We start from the raw sequence: 21,312 nt of genomic DNA, 5'->3' as shown, positions 1-21,312 counted from the left end.
GGCCGGGACGCGGTTAGGGTGCCAACTCCCTGCGCCCGTTCCGGTACCTCTGGTCACCGGGTCGGCCGCCAGAGCGTCTCGTCGATGGAGTCTCCATGCAGAAAGCCGAAGAGCTGGAGCTGCGCCTGTTCGTGTTCCACCACTCCGGTGGTTCGCATCTCATGTACCGCGACTGGCCGTCCTTCTTCCCGGCCGGCTGGGACGTGCGGGTGCCCGACGCGCCGGGCCGCGGCCCGCGTGACGGCCGCCTCCCGGTGAAGAACATGGGCGCGCTGATCGAGTACTTCCTGAACGAGCTGGACGACGGGCTGACCGGCCGCTTCGCCTTCTTCGGGCACAGCCTGGGCGGGGCCGTCGCGTACGAACTGACCCGCAGGCTTCTCGAAGCGGGCCGTACGCCACCGGTGTGGCTCGGTGTCTCGGCCCGCGGCACGCTGCTCCCCGACGGGGACGGCACGCGCCGTCACCTTCTGAGCGACGCGGAGCTGCGCCGGGAGCTCACGGCGATGGGCGGCACCGCGCCGTCGGTCCTGGACCACCAGGAGCTGTGGGACCTGTTCGCTCCGACCATCCGCTCGGATCTGCGCATCAGCGAGACCTGGCGCACGGCGCCGCTCGCCGCGCCGCTGCAGGTGCCGCTTTCGGTGTTCGGCGGCACAGAGGACCACATCGCGCCGCCACACCGCCTGGAGGGCTGGGCGGCCGCCTCCCAACGCTTCATGGGCCTGCACCTGTTCGAGGGCGGCCACTTCTACTTCCAGGACCGCCTCGTCGAGGTCGCCGAACGGATCCAGGACGACGTGCGCTGCGCCCTGCTGCTGGCCCGGGCGCCGTCCGCGGTGGCGCGGTGACCGTCCTCGACCTCACCGCGCCCGCCCCGGTACGCGGCGAGAAGACCGAGTTCCGGCTGCTCGGCCCGGTGGCCGTGCACGACGGGACGACCGGGGAAGGCATCGTGCCCTGCGGCCCCAAGCAGCGGGCCCTGCTCGCCACCCTGGTCATCCACGCGGGCGAACTCCTGTCCGTGGACCGCCTGGTGGAGGAGTTGTGGGGCGACCGTCCTCCTTCCAACGCGCCGAACGCCTTGCAGACCCACGTCGCCCGGCTGCGCCGGCTGCTGCCCTCGCCTGGCCACACCTGGATCAGCACCCTGCCCACCGGATACCTGCTGACGCTGGGCCACGCCTCGACGGACGTGGCGCGCTTCGACCAACTGTCCGGGCGGGGCAGGGCGGCGGTCCCCGAGGATCCCCGGTACGCGATGCGACTCCTGGGCGACGCCCTGGCGCTGTGGCAGGGGCCGGCTCTCCAGGACAGCCGCCAGGGTCCGATCTGCACGGCGGAGGCGGACCGGCTGGAGGAGCAGCGCCTGGCCACCTTGGAGGCCCTGTACGAGGCGAGCCTCAACTGTGGCAAGGACGCCGAGATCACCTCGGCCCTGGAGCGCCTCACCGCGGACCATCCGCTGCGCGAGCGGTTCTACGACCTGCTGATGGTGGCCCTGTACCGGGGCGGCCGGCAGGCGGAGGCGCTCGGCGTCTACGAGCGTGCGCGCCGCCATCTGGTCACCACGCTCGGCATCGAACCGGGCCCGGCCCTGCGTTCACGTATGGAGGCGATCCTCAACCACTCCCCCACGCTGCTCGCGGCGCGCCCGCGCGCTCTGGACCTGCCTTCGGAGATTGCTCAGCTCCAGGCGCGGATCGAACAGCTGGTGTGGGACCAGGAGGATCTGCTCCGCAGGATCCAGCAAGAGCACGAGGCCCGGTAGCGCCACGACCGGTGTGCGGTCCCCGAACCCCATCCGCACAGCAAAACGCCCCTCCCCCTTCCGAAGCCGCCGTCAGGCTTCGGAAGGGGGAGGGGCGCAGCCGGTGGGACCGCCTCGGTCGCAGGGCGGCTCTCAACCAGCCCGTACGAGTCGCTCCCGTGAGGCACCGCCGACGGCTTCGGGCCGGGCGGTGTGGGGGGTGGGTTCGCCGGCCTGGAGCATGGTCTGTTGCAGTCGGCGCAGTTGGGCCGAGGGTTCGAGTCCCAGGTCGCGTACGAGGGCCTGGCGCAGGCGCTGATACACCGCGAGGGCCTCGGTGCGCCGCCCCGACCGGTACAGCGCCAGCATGAACTGACCGTGCAGGGCCTCATGCGTGCGATACCGGCTCACCAGCACCGTCAGCTCACCCAGCAACTCCCGGTGACGCCCCAGCCGGAGATCAGCCTCGATCCGCTGATACAGCGCACACAACCGCGACTCCTCCAGCCGGCACACCTCCACCTCCAACTGCGCACCCACCCGCACATCCGCCAACGCCGAACCACTCCACAACCCGAGCGCCTCACGCAACCACCGCGCAGCCCCCGCGAAATCCTCCGCATCCATGGCCCGATACCCCATGCCCGCAAGCCGATCAAACTCACGCACATCACTCGAACCACCACCGCCCCGCAACACATAACCCCCCGGAGCAGTCACCAGCACATCCTTCGCCGACACACCCGCCACCGGCTCCACACCGGATTTCGCCCCTGACTCCAGGGCCGCACCGATCAGCTCACGCAACTGCAGCACATACGTCTGCAACGTCGTCCGCGCCGACCGCGGCGGACGCTCACCCCACAACTCCTCAACCAACAACCCAACCGGCACCACCCGATCCACATGCAACGCCAACAACGCCAAAACCTTCCGAGGCTTCGGCGCCGAAGGCATCACCGCAACACCATTCACCCTCACACCCAACGGACCCAGAACATCAATATCCACGCCGTCATCCCCCTGATCGTGTGTGGCCTGTATCGAGCGTTCACCCAGTAAAAAACCAGCAGTACGGTTTGTCAATACCAGACCGTACACGCTGTTTCCACAGACCCCCCACCACCCCTTGAGTGCGCCTGAAGCCCATCCCGGGCCGGAACCACGACCAAATGACCGTTCTGGCAGGCCAGATGGGGCCCGGGGAGCAAACCGTCGTCGATCCTTGGCGGATCAACGCCCTCTTGAGATCCGAATGAAACGGCCTATGCAGTCTGTTTATGGATCATCTTTCGGACCTTGGGAATCCGGATCCGCCGACGCGCGTTGGCGCGCCACCCAGGGACGTGAACGTCGAAGGCCCCACCGGCACGGTCCGGCGGGGCCTTCGACGTCTCGACACACACGGTGTCCTATCCCCAGGGCACCGCGCCCTTGGTTCCCGACGCCATCAGTGCGTCCAGGCGGGAGGGTGCGGCGAGCCTCGGGAGGATCAGCTGCCAGAAGCGGGTGAGCGGGGCGTGCGAGAGCCACCACTCGTCCTGCCGGCCGAGGGTCTCGAGGCCCGCGGTGACCGCGACCACGGCCGTGGCGGCGTCCTGCGCGGTGTTCTCCGGCGCCAGGGCGCCCTCCCGGTCGGCCCGCGCCAGGGAATCCTCCACCCATCCCTGCCATTTGCCGCGCAGGCCGGCGCCCACGCGCACGTGCTCGATGCTGTCGCTCAGGCCGAATCCGGCACGCAGGACCACGTCGTGGTCGAGGGCCTGGACGAGGGCGTGGGTGACGTCGATCAGGGTCTGCAGGGCATCGTCGGCCCGCTGCTGGGTGATGCCCTGCAGCCGCTGCGCGGCCGCCTGGCCGACCGCGTCCGCCAGAGCCGCCTTGCTGGTGAAGTGGAAGTGCAGCGCGCCGCTGCTCACCCCCGCCCGTGCGCTGATCGTGGACAGCGAGGCCAGTTCGTAGCCTTCGCGGTCGAACAGCGCGGCAGCGGATTCGATCAGGGCGGTGCGCGTACGTACCGCGCGATCCTGTTTGGCCATCAGAGGGCTCCGGTGGTGCAGAGGGACGGGCATCGGGGGTGAATTTCGCCGGTGAAACCGCCTGAGCGCGCTCTCTCGTCGGGGATGTCTTTGTCATCATTTGAGCACACGCAGTATGGCTTCCCGACCGTCTCACCGGGCGCCCCCTGCTGGAGAACCATAACAAACCGCGATGGCGGTTTTCAACATTGAGTAAAGGTCTCGACCTCCGTTCGAGCCGGATGTGCCGCACAACGAAGAGCTCCGCCGCCCAGAGGGCTGCGGAGCTCTGTGCGGCCGGGTACCGGACCGCGCGGTGGCGGGGAGGTCAGCCGGCGGGCCGGAGTACCACGGGCAGGGATCCGTAGCCGTTGACTATGAAGGACGGCATCGGGGCGATGCTCTCCAGCGGCACGGCCAGGGCGAGGTCCGGGTACCGCTCGAAGAGCCCCTGCAGCGCGACGGTGGTCTCCAGACGGGCCATCGGGGCGCCGAGGCAGCGGTGCACGCCGTGCCCGAAGGCGAGGTCCTCCCCGCGGTGGCGCAGCACGTCGAACTCCTTGAGGTCCTCGCCGTGTTGCTCGGGGTCCTCGACCGCGGCGGCGAAGGAGATGACGATCGCGTCCCCCTTCTTGATGGTGACGCCGTCCAGGTCGATGTCGTCCACCGCGAACCGCAGCGGCGAGAACGCCGTGGGGCTGTGGGTGCGCAGGGTCTCGTTCATGACGTCCGACCAGTCCGCGAGGCCCGCCCGTACGTGCTCCAGCTGCTCGGGGCGGACGCACAGCGCGCCGACGGCGTTGGTGATGACGGCGGAGGTGGTCTCCTGGCCGGCGGCGATCATCAGGTAGAGGGTGCCCAGGAGTTCGTCCTCGGTCAGCGCGTCGCCGTTGTCCCGTGCCTCGATCAGTGCGGAGGTGAGGTCGTCGCCCGGATTGACCCGCTTCTCCGCCACCAGTTCGGCCAGCATCGAGAAGGCCCGCACCTGCGCGGCGGCCATCTCCTCGGCCGACACCACGGTGTCGAAGACGACCTCGAGGGTGGAGCACAGGGGTTGTCTGAGCTCCTCGGCCACGCCGAAGAGCTCGCAGATGACCTGCATCGGCAGCAGCTTGGCGAACGCTTCGCGCAGGTCGATGGTCTCCCCCGCCGGCACGTCCTCCAGGGCGTCCAGAAGCCGGGCCGTGGCCTCCTCGACCCGGCCGCGGAGCGCCTCGGTGCGGCGCATGGTGAAGGCCCCGGACACCAGACGGCGCAGCCGCGCGTGGCTCTCCCCGTAGGCGAACAGCATGTTCTCGTTCGCGACCCAGGGGTAGAGCGGCCACTCCTGCGTGATGTGCCCCTCGATGAAGGCGGGCCAGTGCTGACGGGCGTCCTTGGACACCCGCGGGTCGAGCAGGAGTTGCTTGGCATAGCGGTGCCGGGTGACGGCCCAGGCCGTCACCCCGCCGGGGAGCAGCACCTCGACGGCCGGCCCCTGTCCGCGCAGTGTCGCGGCCTCACCGGCGAGGTCGCTTCCCGTGACATCCAGCGCGTAAGGGCAGACAGCTTGCTTCATTCGTGTCTCCGCTCGGTGAGTGCTGTGTTTTCACGTGTTCACGTTCCAAGACCCTGCGCGCAGAGGGCACGGCCGACTCCCGGCGTGCTGGTGAGCGATCCGGTCGGCTCAGCCGGCCAACTCGAGCTCCGTGTCCTGCCGTTCCCTCAGCGCCGTCTCGTAGATCTCTTGTCCCCGGCTCGCCGAGAAGTCCAGCCGGACGAGGACGGCGGGCACCGCGATGGACGGCATCACGAGGCGGTACAGGTCGACGACCCGCTGCGCCATGTCCGTGCGGTCGGTCATGATCCTCGACAGCACCTGGATGCCGGTGAAGGAACCGACCATGAACTTCGCGACCCGGGGCACGTCCGTGTCCGGGATGATCTCGCCGTTCTCCTTGGCCGCCTGGAAGAGCTGGGTGTTGTGGTCGATCCACGCCGCCATCGGCACCCGCCGGTCCAGGCCGTCCTTGGGCGATCCCTGGTCCACGGTGAGGCGGATGCTGCCCTGGATGATCGGATCGCCGGAGTCCCGCCCGAGCAGGTGCGTGAGGAGCAGCGCCTCGTCGAGGGACTGCTGGAGCTTCAACTCCCGTTCCGGGACCACCGGCAGGGCGACGACCTGCTCCGACAGGACCGCCTGGGCCAGCTCGTCCTTCGACGTGAAGTGGAAGTAGAGCGCTCCCTTGGTCATCCCGGACTTCTTCAGGATGTCGGCGATGGTCGCCGCCTCAAAGCCGACCTCGTCGAACACCTCTGCCGCCGCTACGAGAATCTTCTTCCGCGTACGGATGGCTCGTTCCTGCTGCGCCACAACCCACCTCCATGCCAGCCCCCGACGGACAAGAAATAAACCAAAGGGTTCGTATTCTAGCATCGACAGCTGTGCACGACGAGGGGGTGTCGAAGGATCCCATACCAACGCTAGGGTCCCGTTTCGCCTGCACCCTTGGGCGCGTCTCACAGAATAAAACCAGGATGCTGGTTTCTCAAGCTGCCGCACCCGGAGGTCCGCCGCGCGTTCCGCTGCCCGCGATTGCCCAGAATCGGCGCATCATGTCCGGAATGCTTCATTCCGGTATGGTTCAGAGACGCTCTCAAACCACTTGAGCATCACCGGCCTGTTGCCCGAAAGGGGTTGTAAACAAAACCGGTTGGTACGTATCTTCGTGGCTGAGATCCCATCTATCCGGGTCCCTCATCAACGGGGAGAGGTCCATGACCTTGCTGACGTTCCAGAAGGACACCTTCATCGCGGCAGAGATGGAGGAGACCGTTGATAGCAACGGTCCGCACGGCCGCTCTGCGTTCGGACCCTCCGCCATGGCGGCCGGCGAACTCGGGCACCTGCTCTTCGACAGGCAGGACCGGGACCGCATCCACGAGAACTGGCGCACCCTCATAAGTGGCCGAAACTTCACCTACCAGCCCGGGCTGACGCCCAACGAGCGCGTGGCCCTGTCCTACGAGCGGCTGCGGCTGGTGAACGAGGCCGTGGGCGACGCCGCGGAACTGGCCAACGACCCCTACCGGCTGGCCAGTCTGCACGAGTGGACCGGGCCCGTGGACGGCGGTCTGTGCACGGTCGCCAGCATCCACTACAACCTCTTCCTCGGCAGCCTCCTCGACCACGACGTCCACGGCCGCGACCTCTCCGCCTTCACCTCGATGCAGCGCACCGGCACCTTCCTGTGCACGGAGCTCGAACACGGCAACGACGTGGCCTCGATGGAGACGACGGCGGTGCTCGACCGCACGACCAACGGATTCGTCCTGGACACCCCCACGCCCGGCGCCCGCAAGTTCATGCCGAACACGAGCATCATCGGCGGTCCCAAGAGCGCCGTGGTGGCGGCCCGGCTGATGATCGACGGCCGCGACCACGGGGTCTTCCTCTTCCTGACCCCGCTGAGCGACGAGAACGGGCACCTGCCAGGAGTGAAGGTGCAGCCGCTGCCGCAGCGGACCGGCACCCCCGTCGACCACAGCCTCACCGCGTTCGACCACGTCTGGCTGCCGCGCGAGGCCCTCCTGGAGGCCGCGCACGGACGGCTCGACCCCCAGGGGGAGTTCAGCAGCAACCTCGGCAATCGCCGCAGACGCCTGCTCCGCTCCATCAGCCGCATCACCATGGGCAAGCTCTGCATGAGCGCCGGCACACTGGGGATGTCCCGCACCGCGCTCGCCATCGCGGTGCGCTACGCCCACAACCGGTTCATCGCCGGGACCAAGCCCGGCGAGAAGGTGGCGCTGGCCGCGCACCGCAGCCATCACGGCCGCCTGCTGAACAAGCTGGCGATGGCGTACGCCATGACCTTCCTGCACCGCACCACGGTGGCCCGCTGGGCTGAGCACACCGACGAGGACCGGGCCGAGGTCGAGCGTCTGGTGGCCATCGCCAAGGGCTGGATCACCTGGCAGGCCCGCGGCATCACGATCGAGTGCCGGGAGCGGTGCGGAGCCCAGGGGCTCTTCCCCGCCAACGGCCTGGCCGACCTGCCCCTGAACATCGAGGGCGGGATCACGGCCGAGGGCGACAACCTCGTCATCTGGGTCAAGGCGGCCGCCGAGATGGTGCTGGGCCATGAGGTCGACCGCCGGGGCGCCGAACAACTCCCGGCTGCCGAACGGGACATGACGGATCTGCACTTCTTGCGCGGTCTGCTCGCCGAGGTGGAGGCCCTGTGGCAGGACCGGGCGCGCGTCGCGCTGCGGGAGGGCCCCTCCGGCGACCCGCTGGCCCGGTGGAACGAGACCTCCCCCGCCGCCCTGGAGATGGTCTCCGTCCACGCCCGGCTCCAGGCCGCCGACGCCTTCATCGCCGCCACCGCCCAGGCGACGGACCCCTCGGCCCGAGACCTGCTGAAGTGCCTGTGCCGGCTGTTCCTCCTCGGGCAGATCAGCGAGTACACCGGCGACCTGCTGGCCGATGGCCACATGACCTGCGACCAGGTGCGCGAACTGCCCCGGACGGTCAACGCCGTCATCGCCGAGCTCGCCCCGCACATGATGACCCTCGTCGACGCCTTCGACGTCCCGGCCGAGATGCTGGCCTCCGTGCCCATCGCCAGCGGCGGCTCCATCGATCAGTGCCTCGAGACCGCGGCCGCCGGTTCGGCCCCGCTCCCCGTCTGATCACCTCTTCTTCTGTTCAAACCGTCCCGGCGGTTTACCCTGGCGTATGCATACATGGCCCGGTGACCGCCGGCCTCGGCGCCCACGGCACCGGCGCTCGCTTCAAGCCGCCCTGCCCAAAGGCCTGTTGTACGGCCGTACGGGCTTCCCCAGCCGGGTCGGGGCGAGCACGTCCGCAACCCTCTCGCCGTCGTTCGGCGGGCGATCCGCTGCACGGGCAGCCGGTCGCCCGCCCGACGGCCGTTCTTGCGGGCCGTGGCCAGCGGCATGTGCCAACTCATGCGCGGCCGGACGGTGTCGTGTCGATACTGGACGGGTACCGCAGGACGGAACTCGCGTGTCGCGCGGGACCGTCGCGACCCCTCCCCATCACCAGCGATCCCACCTCGGAGTGAGCATGACGAAGCAGCAGGGCCGGGCGGCGCGGACGCGGGCCGTCCTCGTGGAGGCCGCGGCCGCGCACTTCGACCTGGAGGGGTACGAGGGGACGTCGCTCGCCAAGGTGTGCAGGACCGCGGGCATTTCGCTCGGCGCTCTCACCTTCCACTTCCCGACCAAGGGAGAACTGGCCGACGCCGTGATGGAGGAGGGCCGCGCGCTGACGCAGGCGGCGCTGCTGGAGGTCTCGGCCCGGCCCGGGTCCGCGCTCGGGAAGGTCGTGGAGCTGACGCTGGAACTGACCCGCCTCCTGGAGGAGCAGACGCCCGTGCGCTGCGCGGTGCGGCTGACGAGGGAGCGGCCGGGCACCGGTGGCTGGTCGGACATCTGGCTCCCGGTCGTCAAGCAGCTGCTCGACCAGGCGTACAGCAGCGGGCAGTTGCGGGGAGGGGCCCGGCCCGCGGAGGTCATGACGCTGGTCGAGTACCTGACGGCGGGAGCCGAGGCGTTCCTGCGCGGCCGCCCGGGGGCCGCGGTGGCCGCGGGGAGCGGGGTCGCCCAGCTCGAGAGCGTCTGGCGTCTGGCCCTGTCGGGCGTGGGCATCCCGGAGGAGCCCGCCCGGCCGCCGGGCGCCGACGCGCCTTCTCCCTCAACCGCCGTGTCCGAAGCGGTTGGTGAGGGTTCGTCATGACCTGAGGCCGCTGTTCACCCCCGACGGCCGGGTCCGTCGCGGCCCTCGTCCGCTGTCGACGGGCGATCTCTCCCTGATATGTCCCAGGAGAACGCCCCCGTCACTCGACAAACAGACCGGTCAGCCTTTATTTTACTCGGGACGGTGTGCCACGGGTGATCGGCGGCCACGAGGGAGCGGGTACCCGACGCCGCACAGCCAGCCTCTGCGTGCCGGCAGGCCGCGGAGAACACTTCGCACGCCCCGGGGGAAAAGGCATGCACAACACCGAGGGACGACGCCCGCACGCGTCACCACAGGGTTCGCCGCCCACGACGGCCCCCGACAGGACGCGCCCCGGCCACTGCCGGCGAACGCTTCCCTGAGACGGCGACGAGCACAGCCGAAGCCGAACGGGCTCCGCCGTCCTCATCGGGCTCCTGCCCACGACATCGCCCGGCGGTTCTCCTCGTACCCGCGTGCACTCGGCACATCGGGCGGGGCACGCCTGCGGGCGCGGCGCCGGTCTCGCGGGTTACCGGAATGCAGCACCGGAACCGGCGTCGCACTCCGTCGCCTTTGACGATGCCAAGGTCAGGCTTCGGTCGCTTCGGTCGCTCCCCCGTGGTGCCCGGCGCCGAACCGCGCACTCCCCCCACTGAGTTCTCCGACTGCGGGACTGATCGAGACCGTTCCGCTAGCCTGCGCGGAGCATGTTTCGAACTTGAGTCGCTTCAGTCGCCGAAAGGATCCATCAATGTCCCTTGAACTGGGGATATCCGGCAGCGACTCAACCCTGCGCGCCCCGATCGCGTCCGAGGCGCGCGGCTCCGGGACACCGCTGGCCACCGCCTTGTGGTGCGCCGAACAGGGCTGGCCCGTCCACCCGTTGGCCCCGGGACGCAAGACACCGGCCGCCAACTGCGGTCGCTGCCGCGACCAGCCGCACAGCGCCCAGGGCTGCCCCTGCATCCCCGCCGGTCGCTGGTGCCACGGCTTCCACGCCGCCACGACCGACCCGCACCGCATCCAGGCCTGGTGGGCGGAGCAGCCCCGCTTCGGGGTGGGCGTGGCGTGCGGCCCGGCGAACCTCGTCGTGATCGACGTCGACGCGCACCCGGCGCCGCTGCCGGACCCGGACCGGCTCCTGCCGGGCATCCACATCCCGGCCTCGGTGTCGCTGGGCGGACTGCAGCACGGCTTTCACAGCCTGGCCCTGCTCGCGGCGCTGCGCGGCCAGCAGGATCCCAGCCAGGACGCCACCACCCTGCGGGTGCGCACGCCGTCCGGTGGCCTGCACCTGTGGTACGCCGCGCGGCCCGGGCACCTGTGGCGGTGCTCGACCGGGTCGAGCGCCAAGCGGGCCCTGGCCTGGCAGGTCGACGTACGGGCGCACGGCGGCTACATCATCGCTCCCGGCACCACGACGGCGCTCGGCACCTACACCGCCTGCGGCACGGTCCGGCGCCCCGCGCCGCTGCCGGGCTGGCTGGCCGCCGAACTCGAACGCACCGGCCACCGCCCCGCCTTAACTCCTCCCACACCGCCCACTCCCGTGCCCTCGCGGGCCCGCGCCGCCGTCATGGCCGCGCGCGGCGGCCGCGACACGGCGGAGCGCACCCTGGCCACCGTGCTGAGGGCCGTCGCCGAATGCGCGGCGCTGCCCGAGGGCGCCGGCTTCAGCGAGAAGCTCAACCGCGCCGCCTTCACCGCGGGCGGTCTGGTGGGGGCCGGGCGCATGAACCTCGCCGACGCCGAAGCCGCGCTGGTGACCGCCGCCGCGCAGGCGCGCCCCGGCCAGGAACGTCGCAGTCTGCAGATCATCCGCAGCGGGATGAGCGCGGGCAGCCGACGGCCGCTCGATCCGGGGGTCCGCACATGAACGGCACACCGTCCGCCAAAGAAGGGCTGTTCGACCCGATCGAAGTCGCCCGTCAGATCATGCTGGGCTCCCCCGCCGAGCAGGTGCCCGCCCAGACCGCGCCCGAGCGGGCGCAGGAACAGGCCACCGAGCACGGGCTGCTGCCCGACAGCCTCAGCGACCGGGGCAACGCCAAGCTGTTCGTGTCCCTGTACGGGCGCGACTTCCGGCACGTGCCGGGGCTCGGCTGGTACCGGTGGTCCGGCTACCGCTGGGAGATCGACGAGGACGACAACGTGCTGTGGGCGGCCGGAGAGATGGCCGAGTCGCTCGCGGAGACCGACGCCCGCGCGCGCCACAGCGATTCCGCGCTGCGCCGGCACCGCCGCCGGGCCCTGTCCACCTCGGGCATGAAGGCGATGCTGATGCAGGCGAAGGCGGCGCCGGGCATGGTCCTCAACGCCTCGCTCCTGGACGCCGATCCGTACGCCCTGTGCACCCCCGACGGCGTCATCGACCTCTCCACCGGCGCCCTCACCGCGCCCGACCCCGAGAAGCACTACCACTCGCGCGCCACGAGCGTGGCCGCGCGGCCCATGGCCACACCGCGCTGGCAGCGGTTCCTGACCGACACCTTCGGCGACGACGCCGACGGACGCCAGATGATCGACTTCCTGCACGAGCTGCTCGGCTACTCCATCACCGGTGACGTCGGCGCGCAGATCATGCCGTTCCTCTACGGACAGGGCAAGAACGGCAAGAGCGTCCTGCTGGACGTCATGGTCAAGCTGCTCGGCGACTACGCCGACGCCGCTCCGCCCGGGTTCCTGATGGCCCGTCCCTTCGAGGGGCACCCCACCGACCTGGCCGAGCTGCACGGGCGGCGCATCATCGTCTGTTCCGAGCTCAAGCCAGGCGACCGGTTCGACGAGGCCCGCGTCAAGCTCCTCACCGGCGGCGACCGCATCAAGGCGCGCCGGATGCGCCAGGACTTCTTCGGCTTCAACCCGACGCACAAGCTGTGGCTGCTCGGCAACCACCGGCCCGAAGTGGGCACCGGGGGCTACGCGTTCTGGCGACGCATGAAACTCATCCCCTTCGAGCGCGTGGTCGCGGACGACCGCAAAGTGGACAACCTCGCCGACGTCCTGGTCACCGAGGAGGGCCCCGGCATCCTCAACTGGCTGGTCACCGGGGCCGGTCGCTACCTCAACGGGCCCCGCGACCTCACCGGCCCCCAGCAGGTCCGCGTGGCCACCACCGCGTACGCCGAGACCGAGGACCACACCGGGCGCTTCCTGAGCGAGTGCTGCACACTGGGGCCCGCCCTGCGTGCGGAGCAGGCCCAGCTGTACAACAGCTACAAGAACTGGTGCCAGTTGGAAGGGGCCAACCCCGTCTCCTCCCGGTCCTTCGCCGCCCGGGTACGGGAGACCGTCGGCATCGCCACGCCCAAGGAAATGATCCTGTCGAACCAGCGGAAGTTCTATCCCGGTATCGGACTCAACGCTGAAGTGGGAGCGACCTCATGAGCGCCCTGATCGAGCCCGCGCAGCTCGCCCACGAGAGCGGCCTCGTGTGGCTGGAGGACATCACCGGCCTGGACTACGTGCGCCAGAGCCTCGACCGGCTGCCCACCCGCCGGGGAAAGCCCGCCTTCCACCGCGGCGGCCGCATGGTCGGCTACGCGGTCCTCGGCCCCGAGGCGCGCTCCTCCCGGGCCTCGGGCACCTTCCTGCGCCGCGTGTTCTGGCTCGCCCCCCACGACCGCGACGGCCAGCCGGGCGGCCTCTACGCGTCCGGCGCACCCTCGGAAGCCGTCGACCCCCGCACCATCTCCCCCCGGATCAAGGGCTACAAGACCCAGCGCTCGGAGGGCGGCCCGGAGTCCGAGGCGATGCGCGAACTCGGCATCACCCTGCCCAAGTCGTGACCCGCCGGCCAGCGACCGAAGCGGTCTGCTGGTCGAGCGACCAAAGCGACTCATGCCGATCTCGCACAAAACCCCAGGTCAGGTGGGGTCTCGTCACCGCCTCAGCGACTGAAGCGACCGAAGTTCTCCCCTATGAAGACATTCCCGCGTGCGCGTGCGTGCGCGTGTGCGCGTCATAGATAGGAGGCGTCAGTCGCTTCAGTCGCTGTTTCGCCCTGGACGGGCTGGTGACCTGCGGCTTTACGACGAGCCTGGCCGAGCTACCGAAGCGTTCCGAGTCGCTGAGGTCTTGGTCGCTGGGCACCAGTACGCCCGCCCGGGCCACGCCGAGCCGTCCAGCCCCCAGGCCTCATGCAGGCGAAGCCGGGCACGGTCGCGTCGGTCGACCCCCGGCACGCCGAGCCTGCCAGGCCATCAGTGGCAGCCCCTCCGCATCGGCTGGTTCGGGATTGTCGTGCAGGAGTCGTCGAGGGCAGGACGCCGCTGCCCGCGGCAAGGGCTTCCTCTTGACACCATCCTGTTATCGGCAACAGTGTATCCATTATGAATATCTGGTCTGGCCCCCAGCCCGACTCCCGGTTCGTCGAGGTGGACGGCCTGCGGATCCACTACAAGCGCGCCGGGCACGGCCCGGCACTCGTGCTGCTGCACGGCAGTGCCTCGTCCCTGCAGCACTTCGACGGTGTGACGGACCTGCTGACGGATTCGTTCGACGTCATCCGTCCCGACCTGCCGGCGTTCGGACTGACGGGCCCGCGCACGGACCGCGACTACCGCATCCCGGCGTACGCCGCGACGGTGGCGGGCTTCGCGGCGGCACTGGGCGTGCCGCGCTATGCGGTGGCCGGCAATTCCCTGGGCGGCAACATCGCCTGGAACGTCGCGCTGGACCACCCGGAGCGGCTGACCGGCCTGGTGCTGGTCAACGCCACCGGCTACCCGGGGAAGACGCTGCCGGCGGGGATACGCCGGACCCGCAACCCGCTGATGCGGCCCTTGCTGAGGCGGGTGATGCCGCGCGGGGCCATCGAGCGCAACCTGCGCGCGATCGTCGGGCCGCAGGCGCGGATCGTGGACGACGCCATGGTGGACCGCGTCCATCAGCTCATGAGCCGCCCCGGTAACCGCACGGCCTTCGTCGACTTCTGCAACACCGACCAGCCGGACCGCAGCACGCAGATCCCGCGCATCACGGTGCCCACGCTGGTGCTGCGCAGCGCGGGCACCGACGGCCAGCACTTCGCCCGCGACATCCCCGGCGCCCACGAGCTCGTCCACCCCCACGGCGGGCATCTGCTGCCGGAGGAGGAACCGCAGTGGGTCGCGTACGCGATCGCCAAGTTCCTCGGCTCCTGTGCCGACACCCCCGCGGACTGAGGGATCCGCTTCGAGGGCTCGCTGTACGCGGTCTTCAACACCCCGCAGCACCTGCCTCTCGCAGGCCGTGCCGACCTCTTCCGGCGGACGGGGCACTGGGCATGTCGACGCTGCCGCCGTGGGGCAACGAGGACACCGTCACGCCGCTGGCGCACTTCGACACGGCGCGCGCCCTGCTGAAGCCCCATCACCATCACGTCATCACCAAGTGCGGGCACACGGCCCCGCTCGAACGGCCCCGCGACATCGCCGATCAGCTCGTCCCGCTCGTGTCCGCACGCGTTGAAAGGCTCGACTCATGAACAACCAGCAGCCCATCGACGTACTGATCATCGGTGCCGGACCCTCGGGCTCAGCCCTGGCGATCGACCTCGTACGCCGCGGACTCGACGTCCGGATCGTCGACAGGTCCCCGCACGCTTTCGACGGCTCGCGCGCCAAGGGCATCCAGCCCCGCAGCCTCGAAGTCCTCGAAGACCTCGGCGCTCTCGACGACGTGCTGGCCGGCGGCGACCTCTATCCCAAGCTCGGGCTCCATGCAGGACCCATCGGCGTGCCGTGGAAGATGTACCCCCGCAGGGAGGCGACCCCGGACGTTCCGTACCCGAACACCTGGCTGATCCCGCAGTTCCGCACGGACCGCGCCCTGCACACCCGGCTCGGCGAGCTCGGCAGCGAGGTCGAGTTCGGCAAGGAACTGACCGAGCTGACGCAGGACCAGGACACGGTGACCGCCAAGGTGGTGGGCGCGGACGGGGCCGAGGAGATCGTCGCCCGCTATGCCGTGGGGGCCGACGGCGGATCCAGTGCGGTGCGCAAGCAACTCGGCATCGGTTTCGCCGGAACGACGGACGACGCCGACCGCATGCTGATCGTCGATGCCTCCGTCAGTGGCCTGGCCCGCAACCGGTGGCACATGTGGCCCGGCCTCGGCGGCAAGCTCATCGCCGCCTGCCCCCTCCCCGACAGCGACATGTTCCAGTGGATGATCCGGCTCACGCCCGACGAGACACCGCCCCAGGAGATCGGCGCCGTCCTCGACCGGATCCACTCCCACACCCGCAACCGGCACATCCAGCTGCACGAGATCCACTGGACGTCCGTGTTCCGGCCCAACATCCGTCTCGCGCAGCACTACGGCCGCGGACGTGTCTTCCTCGTCGGCGACGCCGCGCACGTCCACACCCCGGCCGGTGCCCAGGGCTTGAACACCGGGATGCAGGACGGCTACAACCTCGGCTGGAAGCTCGGCCAGGTCCTCGCCGGCGCCGACCCGGCCCTCCTTGCCACCTACGAGGCCGAGCGGCAGCCGATCGCCGCCGGAGTCCTGGGCCTGTCCACGGAGAAGTGGGACGGCATCGCCAAGCTCGACCCCTCCAGCATGAAGCGCGGCAAGGACGAGCAGCAGCTCTCCCTGACCTACTACGGCGGCCCGCTCGCCCCCGCCCCCGCCGACAGTGGCGACACCAGCACGCTGCACGTGGGCGACCGCGCCCCGGACGCCCAACTACTCGGCGCCGACGGGGCCGAGACCCGCCTGTTCGACCTCTTCCGGGGACCGCACTTCACCGCCATCGCCCACGGCCCCGGCGCCGCCCGGGACCTCCAACTCCTCGACTGGCCGACGAAGGGCGCCCAGCTGAAGCGACTGACCGTCGGATCGGCCGCGGGCGACGACCGCGCCTTCTCCGACCCCAAGAACACGCTGCGCAGTGCCTACGGCCTGACCGGCGACACGCTGCTGCTGATCCGTCCCGACGGCTACATCGGGCACATCGCCACCCGGGACTTCCGCACCACCACACAAGCCGCCGTGCGGGCAACGACGCCCGAAGCAAGGAGCCACTGAGTGAGCCGCACACCGCTGCGCAGGCCGGGGAAGAGGCCGGGCAGCATCGCACTCACATCGTCCTGCTGGTCAGGTGTCGTCGCGCAGGTGGGCAAGCCCGCTGAGGAGGAGTTCGAGTCCGAAGGAGAACTCGTCCTCGATCGGAACGGGCAGCGACCCGGCGACGGTGGCCGTTGCCGGGAACAAGGCCGGATCGACGCTGTGAAAGACGGCGGACAGTTGTACGTCGTCGAGTTGGCCGCCGTCATGGCCGTTGACCTGGATGGCGAATCCGAAGACGTAGCGGGAGAGGGTGGCAAAGGCGTGCGCGGCCGCCCGCGGCGGGAAGCCGCCGTCGAGCAGCACCGCGACACAGTGTTCCCGCAGCGCCATGGCGTTCGGCCCCAAGGGAAACGCTTCGACCATCAGGCGCGCCGCGTTCCGGTGCCGGGCCAGGGCCTCGAACATGGTGTGCGCGACCGTCCGCAGCGCTTGCTGCCAACCCATCGCGAGGAGTTCGTCACCCTTCAGTTCCACGGTGCCGTACATGCGGTCCACGACATGGGCGACCAGCGCTGCCCGGTTGTCGAAGTGCCGGTACAGCGTCGCCGTGCCCGAGCCCAGGCGCTGGGCCAGCGTCCGCATCGAGAGGGCGTCGGCCCCTTCGTCGTCCACGATCCGCAGGGCGGTGGAGACGATGCGCTCCAGAGGGACGGGCGGACGCCCCGGGCCCCGAGCCGATCCCGTGGTCGCTCGCGTAGGACCAGCTGCTGCCACCGAACATCCACCTCCTCGGCCAGCACCATAACAGCAACACCGTAGCCACTTTCGAGACCGCCGGTTGGTGGTGATCGCGACCGGGATCACCGAGGACGGCGGCCGCGAGGCGCTGCGATGGATGATGGGGACAGCGATACCGGTGAGTTCTGGAGACCGCCTGTGCCGAAGCACGATAGCTGTCACCCCCGGCGCCCGCTGACGGGAGATTCGGCCGCACGAGGCACGACGGTTTTCACCGGATCGGCGCGCTACTTGTCACCATGCGCACGCGAAGCAGGGTAGGCGTCACCGGCCCCGGCACAGCGCCGGACGACACTGGGGGCTTGCGTGACCCCATTGGCTGGAGATCGTTGGCGGGGCATGACCAACACTGCTAGGCGTGCACTCGCGGCCATTGCTCTGGCCGGGACGGTTCTCGCCTTCTCCGGAACGGCCCACGCTGACACCGCCGCGGACGGGGGTGCCAAGCTGTCGCGGTCTGGCGAGTCGTCCCGTTCCGTGCGCGCTGCCATTCCGGACCGGGCCTCGCACACGCTGGCGCTGATCGACGCTGGCCAGTGGCCGCCGAACGATGGCTCAGGCACCAAGGGAGGTGCCACCTGGCCGAATCGCAACGGAGCATTGCCACGAACCGGCAGTGAAGGCAACCCGATTCACTACCGGGAGTGGGACGTCAACCGCAAGAAGCCCGGTCAGCCCCGGGATTCGGAGCGCATCGTCACAGGCGACGACGGCACCGCCTGGTACACCGCCGACCTGTTCCGCACATTCCAGCGCATGCGCTGAGCCCGAGAGGAGAAGTTCGGACTCAGTGTGAGCGCGCTGGGCTCCTCCGGCTTCAGCGAGACGAACCCACTGGCCACCAAGACGGGCCAGCCCTGCGCGCTCCGTTCGACGGCGCGGTGACAACAGATCTGCCTCGGTGACACCTACCGTGCTTCGGCACACCACCGTACGTACCGCGCAGCGCAAGCGGTCCCCTCTCAGTAATCGAGCTCCACGTAATCGATGTCCGTGAACTCCACCATCAGGTCCCGGGCGCGGCGGCCGCGGTCCTTGAAGTAGATCTCCTGGAGGCCTTCCGCCGCGATGTCCCGCAACTGCTGCTCCGTGGCGCCCGAGGACTGGGCGTCGAAGAGGCGGGCCGCGTACGTCGGGGGCAGGGACTGGGTGATGAGGCGCAGGCGGCCGTCGTCGGAGGTGCCGGGGGCGGCCGTGTAGCCGAAGCGGGCGCGGGTCTCGATCACGATGCCGCCGGTGGTCGCGGCCTGCTTGCGTGCCCTCGCGCGGACCTTGGGCTGCCACCGCTTGCGCACCTCGCCCACCAGCCGGGCGGCGAGGTCCTTGCGGGGCTGCTTCAGCTGGCCCTTGAGGTAGCGCTCCACGGTGCGCTGGGAGATGCCGAGCAGCCGGGCCACCGCTTGGGTGGAGCCCTTCTCCTGCTTCACCAGGAACTTCATCTGCGCCTGGGCGGACTTGGGGACGGGCCGGGTGAACGTGTTCGCCGCGGCTCGGTCGAGGCTGTCGCCGATGATGCCCATCGAGGTGCCCTACTCTCCGTCGATCGCGGCGTCGGTGCCCTTGATGTGGCGGGCGGGGTTGTGGCCTTCGTCGAGCATTCTCACCGCCCACAGCAGTTCCTGGGTGCCTTCGTGCTTGACCATGCCGGGGCTGACCCCCACCCGGAACGTACCCGGTGCCGGCTTCCCCTCCGCGGTACGGGGCAGGAAGTCCAGCGGGCCGGGCCCGTCGGAGAAGTACACCGCGCAGTCGGAGAGCAGGGCGACCGGCAGCAGCGCCTCCTCGGCGAAGTGCAGGTGCCCCGAAGGGGCGGGGGCCTGCTGGGTGGCGAGGGCGGTCTTGACGAGCTTGCGGTGCATGTTGACGCGGGCGGTGGAGATGACCGCGGCGCGGATGTCGGGCCGCCAGGTGGGGCGCTCCAGGGCGGGCCAGCGCTCGCCCGGACGGTAGCCCGCGCCCTGCGGCCGCTCGCGCAGCTTGCCGATGCCGCCCTTGACCGTCGACTTGATCGCGGAGAGCAGGGCGGCCAGCCCCGGATCGGTCTCCTTGTACGTCTCCATGGCGGCGAGGAACTCCCCCTCGTCCATGGCGGGTTCGATGCCGAGGTCGGCCATCGTCGTCTTGTACGCCTCGCTCAGCCGCTTGTACCAGGGGTCGAGGTAGGACCCGCTGTCGGGCCGCAGCCATCCTTCGAGCGGGGTGAGAGCGACGGGGAGCTGGTGGGCGGCGACGAGTTCGTGCGCGTAGGCCACGGTGGGCGTCGCGTACCAGGCCGGTCCTTCGGGACGGGTGCCGTCCGGCGTGAACGGGTTCGGCAGGCGCGGGTCCATGTCGATGCCGGACAGGTCGATCAGCCAGGAGCCGGGCACCGTCTTGTCGAAGGCGGGGGCGGCGACGCGGATCGGCGCCCCGAGGCCGACGGCAAGCCGGTTCGCGGCCGCGAGGAACGCGGTGTTCACATCGATGCCGACCGCGAAGTGCCGCGCGCACTCGGCGTCGGTCAGCAGCTCCGGGTCCCGGATCCAGTCGAAGGCCTCCTCGTCGAGGACCTCGGCCGGAGTGCGCTGGTGCCCGCGCGGGTAGAGGGCCGCGACGACGGGGTGCTCGTCCGGGGCCTCGGGCGGCGCCGGGTCGACCGGTTCGGTGAGGGAGCCGGGCATCGCGCCGGACACCCAGGCTTCGGAGTGGGGGTCCTTGACCGCCCGGGTCGGCGGCCGCAGCGCGGTCATCAGTTCAAGCCCGGAGACGGCGGTCGAGCCGCGCGGGGTGATGACACGGGTGGCGTACGCGCCGAGCACGCGAGCGAGTTCGGCGGGCGGGAGCTGCCCGGCACTCCCCCAGGCGCGGGCGTCGAGCGCACCCCACGGCAGGACGGCGAACTGCACGCACCGGCGCTGCCCGGACTGCGCGGGGCGGTACACGCGGGCCCAGGGTCCGAACCCGCGCCGGGTCAGTTTCCACTTGGCCCGGGTGATCTGCCGGACGACGGGGTGGTCCTCTGCGAGGCGCAGGCCGCGCCGGTCCTCCAGCACGGCGGGGAGCCCAAGTCGTTCGGCGGCCGCCGCCGTGAGGACGACCAGCGGGTCGGCGTCCTTGCCGGAGCGATGCAGGCGCGTGGCGCCCAACTCGGCGTCGTTCAGGGCCCATTCGACCAGCGAGACGATGTCCTTGGCTGGGCAGTCGAGAACCAGGCCGCCGACGCAGTACGCGTTCGCGTCGCCGTCCAGGACGGCCAGCGGACCGTGCGCGAAACGCGGGTCGGGCGCGGCGGGGGCCGTCTGCCGGGCAGTTGCCTTCTTCGGGGCGAGGCGGCGTGCCGCCGAGGACGCCGCCGGGGGGGCGGTCGGGCGTGCCGGAGCCTTACGGGGTGCGCGGGCGGGGGTGGCGGGCGCTTCGGCAATGGGGTGGGCGGCGAGCTGCTGCGAGGGGGCAGGTTCTGCTGCCGGTGTCGCGACGCCGGGCGCTGTCGCAGCAGGCACCTCGGCGGCGGGCGCCTCAATCGCGGGCTGCGTAGCAACGGGCTGCGCGGGGGCGGCTGTTTCGGTAACGGCGGCCTCGGCGGTCGGCGGCGTGCCAGTGGGAGCCTCGGTAACCGGCTGGGTGCTAGCAGGCCGCGCGGCGGCAGGTGCCTCGGTAGCGGGTGTCGCGGCAGAGGGCGGCACCGCAACAGCCGGTCCCGCAGACGGCTCCGGCGTGGCCGCCGGGCGCGGGTGGCGGGCGGCGAGGCCCTCCAGGAGGCGGAGATAGGCGGCACGCTTGGGCGGGCGCGGCTCGGAGCGTCCGGCTTCCCAGGACGTCACGGACTCCCGTCGCACGTCCAGCGCGCGGGCGACCTGTTCCTGGCTGAGACCCGCCGCCTTCCGCAGGCGCCTGCGCTCGGCCGGTTCCGGCAGACCGTCGTCCGCGTTCACCTGCTCCAGCAGAGCGTCGACGGACGCGAACAGCTCCTCCTGCTCAGGGGACACACGTACCACCTCCAGCAGCGCACCCTATGTGAATCGCACACCGAAACGCACATGAAG

Annotated in this window: 18 protein-coding genes; 11 read left to right on the top strand and 7 right to left on the bottom strand. The window is 70.4% G+C overall.

Annotation, left to right across the window (positions count from 1 at the left end):
* Positions 1-95: 95 nt before the first annotated feature.
* Both DT019_RS27575 and DT019_RS27570 read left to right on the top strand, forming a co-directional pair.
* The gene (locus tag DT019_RS27575) at positions 96-851 is read left to right on the top strand and encodes a thioesterase II family protein (protein ID WP_114039629.1); all 756 of its coding nucleotides are present in this window, start codon (positions 96-98) and stop codon (positions 849-851) included.
* Entirely contained in the window at positions 848-1,771 is a 924-nt protein-coding gene (locus DT019_RS27570; RefSeq protein WP_114039628.1) for an AfsR/SARP family transcriptional regulator, read from the top strand. The genes DT019_RS27575 and DT019_RS27570 overlap by 4 nt, the downstream gene beginning before the upstream one ends.
* 132 nt (positions 1,772-1,903) lie before the next feature.
* Here the strand turns inward: DT019_RS27570 and DT019_RS27565 are convergent, their stop codons facing one another.
* The 4 genes from DT019_RS27565 to DT019_RS27550 all read right to left on the bottom strand — a co-directional run bounded on the left by DT019_RS27565 (position 1,904) and on the right by DT019_RS27550 (position 6,121).
* Positions 1,904-2,761 carry an AfsR/SARP family transcriptional regulator gene (locus DT019_RS27565; protein WP_114039627.1) on the bottom strand — a complete coding sequence of 286 codons (858 nt, stop codon included), beginning with the start codon at positions 2,759-2,761 and terminating at the stop codon, positions 1,904-1,906.
* Between the two features lie 401 nt (positions 2,762-3,162).
* The gene (locus DT019_RS27560) at positions 3,163-3,789 is read right to left on the bottom strand and encodes a ScbR family autoregulator-binding transcription factor (RefSeq protein ID WP_114039626.1); all 627 of its coding nucleotides are present in this window, start codon (positions 3,787-3,789) and stop codon (positions 3,163-3,165) included.
* 307 nt (positions 3,790-4,096) lie between these two features.
* Complete coding sequence (locus DT019_RS27555; protein WP_114039625.1) at positions 4,097-5,326, bottom strand: cytochrome P450 family protein; 1,230 nt, start codon at positions 5,324-5,326, stop codon at positions 4,097-4,099.
* 108 nt (positions 5,327-5,434) lie between these two features.
* Positions 5,435-6,121, bottom strand: coding sequence for a ScbR family autoregulator-binding transcription factor (locus tag DT019_RS27550; protein ID WP_114039624.1), 687 nt, complete (start codon positions 6,119-6,121; stop codon positions 5,435-5,437).
* A 404-nt stretch (positions 6,122-6,525) separates the two neighbouring features.
* On the opposite strand from DT019_RS27550, the gene DT019_RS27545 reads away from it, so the two are divergent.
* The 8 genes from DT019_RS27545 to DT019_RS27510 all read left to right on the top strand — a co-directional run bounded on the left by DT019_RS27545 (position 6,526) and on the right by DT019_RS27510 (position 16,510).
* Positions 6,526-8,442, top strand: a complete 1,917-nt coding sequence (locus DT019_RS27545; RefSeq protein WP_223279791.1) for an acyl-CoA dehydrogenase — start codon at positions 6,526-6,528, stop codon at positions 8,440-8,442.
* A 397-nt stretch (positions 8,443-8,839) separates the two neighbouring features.
* Positions 8,840-9,511 carry a TetR/AcrR family transcriptional regulator gene (locus DT019_RS27540; protein WP_114039623.1) on the top strand — a complete coding sequence of 224 codons (672 nt, stop codon included), beginning with the start codon at positions 8,840-8,842 and terminating at the stop codon, positions 9,509-9,511.
* 736 nt (positions 9,512-10,247) lie between these two features.
* Positions 10,248-11,372: a bifunctional DNA primase/polymerase gene (locus DT019_RS27535; RefSeq protein WP_114039622.1), complete on the top strand. Its 1,125-nt coding sequence runs from the start codon at positions 10,248-10,250 to the stop codon at positions 11,370-11,372.
* Positions 11,369-12,883, top strand: a complete 1,515-nt coding sequence (locus tag DT019_RS27530) for a phage/plasmid primase, P4 family (RefSeq protein ID WP_114039621.1) — start codon at positions 11,369-11,371, stop codon at positions 12,881-12,883. Before DT019_RS27535 ends, DT019_RS27530 begins: the two co-directional genes overlap by 4 nt.
* A complete protein-coding gene (locus tag DT019_RS27525; protein ID WP_114039620.1) occupies positions 12,880-13,284 on the top strand; it encodes a DUF6009 family protein in 405 nt (134 codons plus the stop codon). The genes DT019_RS27530 and DT019_RS27525 overlap by 4 nt, the downstream gene beginning before the upstream one ends.
* 543 nt (positions 13,285-13,827) lie before the next feature.
* On the top strand, positions 13,828-14,661 hold the full coding sequence (locus tag DT019_RS27520) for an alpha/beta fold hydrolase (RefSeq protein WP_114039619.1): 834 nt from the start codon (positions 13,828-13,830) through the stop codon (positions 14,659-14,661).
* Between the two features lie 101 nt (positions 14,662-14,762).
* Positions 14,763-14,963, top strand: coding sequence for a hypothetical protein (locus DT019_RS27515; protein WP_317617808.1), 201 nt, complete (start codon positions 14,763-14,765; stop codon positions 14,961-14,963).
* Positions 14,960-16,510, top strand: a complete 1,551-nt coding sequence (locus tag DT019_RS27510) for an FAD-dependent oxidoreductase (RefSeq protein WP_114039618.1) — start codon at positions 14,960-14,962, stop codon at positions 16,508-16,510. The genes DT019_RS27515 and DT019_RS27510 overlap by 4 nt, the downstream gene beginning before the upstream one ends.
* Positions 16,511-16,579: 69 nt before the next feature.
* Here DT019_RS27510 and DT019_RS27505 read toward each other — a convergent pair whose 3' ends face one another.
* Positions 16,580-17,197, bottom strand: coding sequence for a TetR/AcrR family transcriptional regulator (locus tag DT019_RS27505; RefSeq protein ID WP_114039675.1), 618 nt, complete (start codon positions 17,195-17,197; stop codon positions 16,580-16,582).
* A 432-nt stretch (positions 17,198-17,629) separates the two neighbouring features.
* On the opposite strand from DT019_RS27505, the gene DT019_RS27500 reads away from it, so the two are divergent.
* Positions 17,630-18,055, top strand: a complete 426-nt coding sequence (locus DT019_RS27500) for a ribonuclease domain-containing protein (RefSeq protein ID WP_114039617.1) — start codon at positions 17,630-17,632, stop codon at positions 18,053-18,055.
* Positions 18,056-18,252: 197 nt separating this feature from the next.
* Here the strand turns inward: DT019_RS27500 and tpg are convergent, their stop codons facing one another.
* Both tpg and tap read right to left on the bottom strand, forming a co-directional pair.
* Positions 18,253-18,810, bottom strand: coding sequence for a telomere-protecting terminal protein Tpg (gene tpg, locus DT019_RS27495; protein ID WP_114039616.1), 558 nt, complete (start codon positions 18,808-18,810; stop codon positions 18,253-18,255).
* A 9-nt stretch (positions 18,811-18,819) separates the two neighbouring features.
* Entirely contained in the window at positions 18,820-21,255 is a 2,436-nt protein-coding gene (tap, locus tag DT019_RS27490) for a telomere-associated protein Tap (RefSeq protein ID WP_114039615.1), read from the bottom strand.
* Positions 21,256-21,312 lie beyond the last annotated feature (57 nt).

Origin of the sequence: Streptomyces sp. SDr-06, from assembly GCF_003324565.1 — a bacterium.
In the GTDB taxonomy this organism is placed as follows: Bacteria; Actinomycetota; Actinomycetes; order Streptomycetales; family Streptomycetaceae; genus Streptomyces.
The sequence above is the reverse complement of the archived record's forward strand: the minus strand, read 5'-3'. Positions and strand labels throughout refer to the sequence as shown.

Bases quoted from the DNA above. Each gene is read 5' to 3' on its own strand.
- DT019_RS27575 (WP_114039629.1), top strand. From the start codon at position 96: ATGCAGAAAGCCGAAGAGCTGGAGCTGCGCCTGTTCGTGTTCCACCAC.
- DT019_RS27560 (WP_114039626.1), bottom strand. From the start codon at position 3,789: ATGGCCAAACAGGATCGCGCGGTACGTACGCGCACCGCCCTGATCGAA.
- DT019_RS27555 (WP_114039625.1), bottom strand. From the start codon at position 5,326: ATGAAGCAAGCTGTCTGCCCTTACGCGCTGGATGTCACGGGAAGCGAC.
- DT019_RS27545 (WP_223279791.1), top strand. From the start codon at position 6,526: ATGACCTTGCTGACGTTCCAGAAGGACACCTTCATCGCGGCAGAGATG.
- DT019_RS27540 (WP_114039623.1), top strand. From the start codon at position 8,840: ATGACGAAGCAGCAGGGCCGGGCGGCGCGGACGCGGGCCGTCCTCGTG.
- DT019_RS27535 (WP_114039622.1), top strand. From the start codon at position 10,248: ATGTCCCTTGAACTGGGGATATCCGGCAGCGACTCAACCCTGCGCGCC.
- DT019_RS27530 (WP_114039621.1), top strand. From the start codon at position 11,369: ATGAACGGCACACCGTCCGCCAAAGAAGGGCTGTTCGACCCGATCGAA.
- DT019_RS27525 (WP_114039620.1), top strand. From the start codon at position 12,880: ATGAGCGCCCTGATCGAGCCCGCGCAGCTCGCCCACGAGAGCGGCCTC.
- DT019_RS27520 (WP_114039619.1), top strand. From the start codon at position 13,828: ATGAATATCTGGTCTGGCCCCCAGCCCGACTCCCGGTTCGTCGAGGTG.
- DT019_RS27515 (WP_317617808.1), top strand. From the start codon at position 14,763: ATGTCGACGCTGCCGCCGTGGGGCAACGAGGACACCGTCACGCCGCTG.
- DT019_RS27510 (WP_114039618.1), top strand. From the start codon at position 14,960: ATGAACAACCAGCAGCCCATCGACGTACTGATCATCGGTGCCGGACCC.
- DT019_RS27500 (WP_114039617.1), top strand. From the start codon at position 17,630: ATGACCAACACTGCTAGGCGTGCACTCGCGGCCATTGCTCTGGCCGGG.
- tpg (WP_114039616.1), bottom strand. From the start codon at position 18,810: ATGGGCATCATCGGCGACAGCCTCGACCGAGCCGCGGCGAACACGTTC.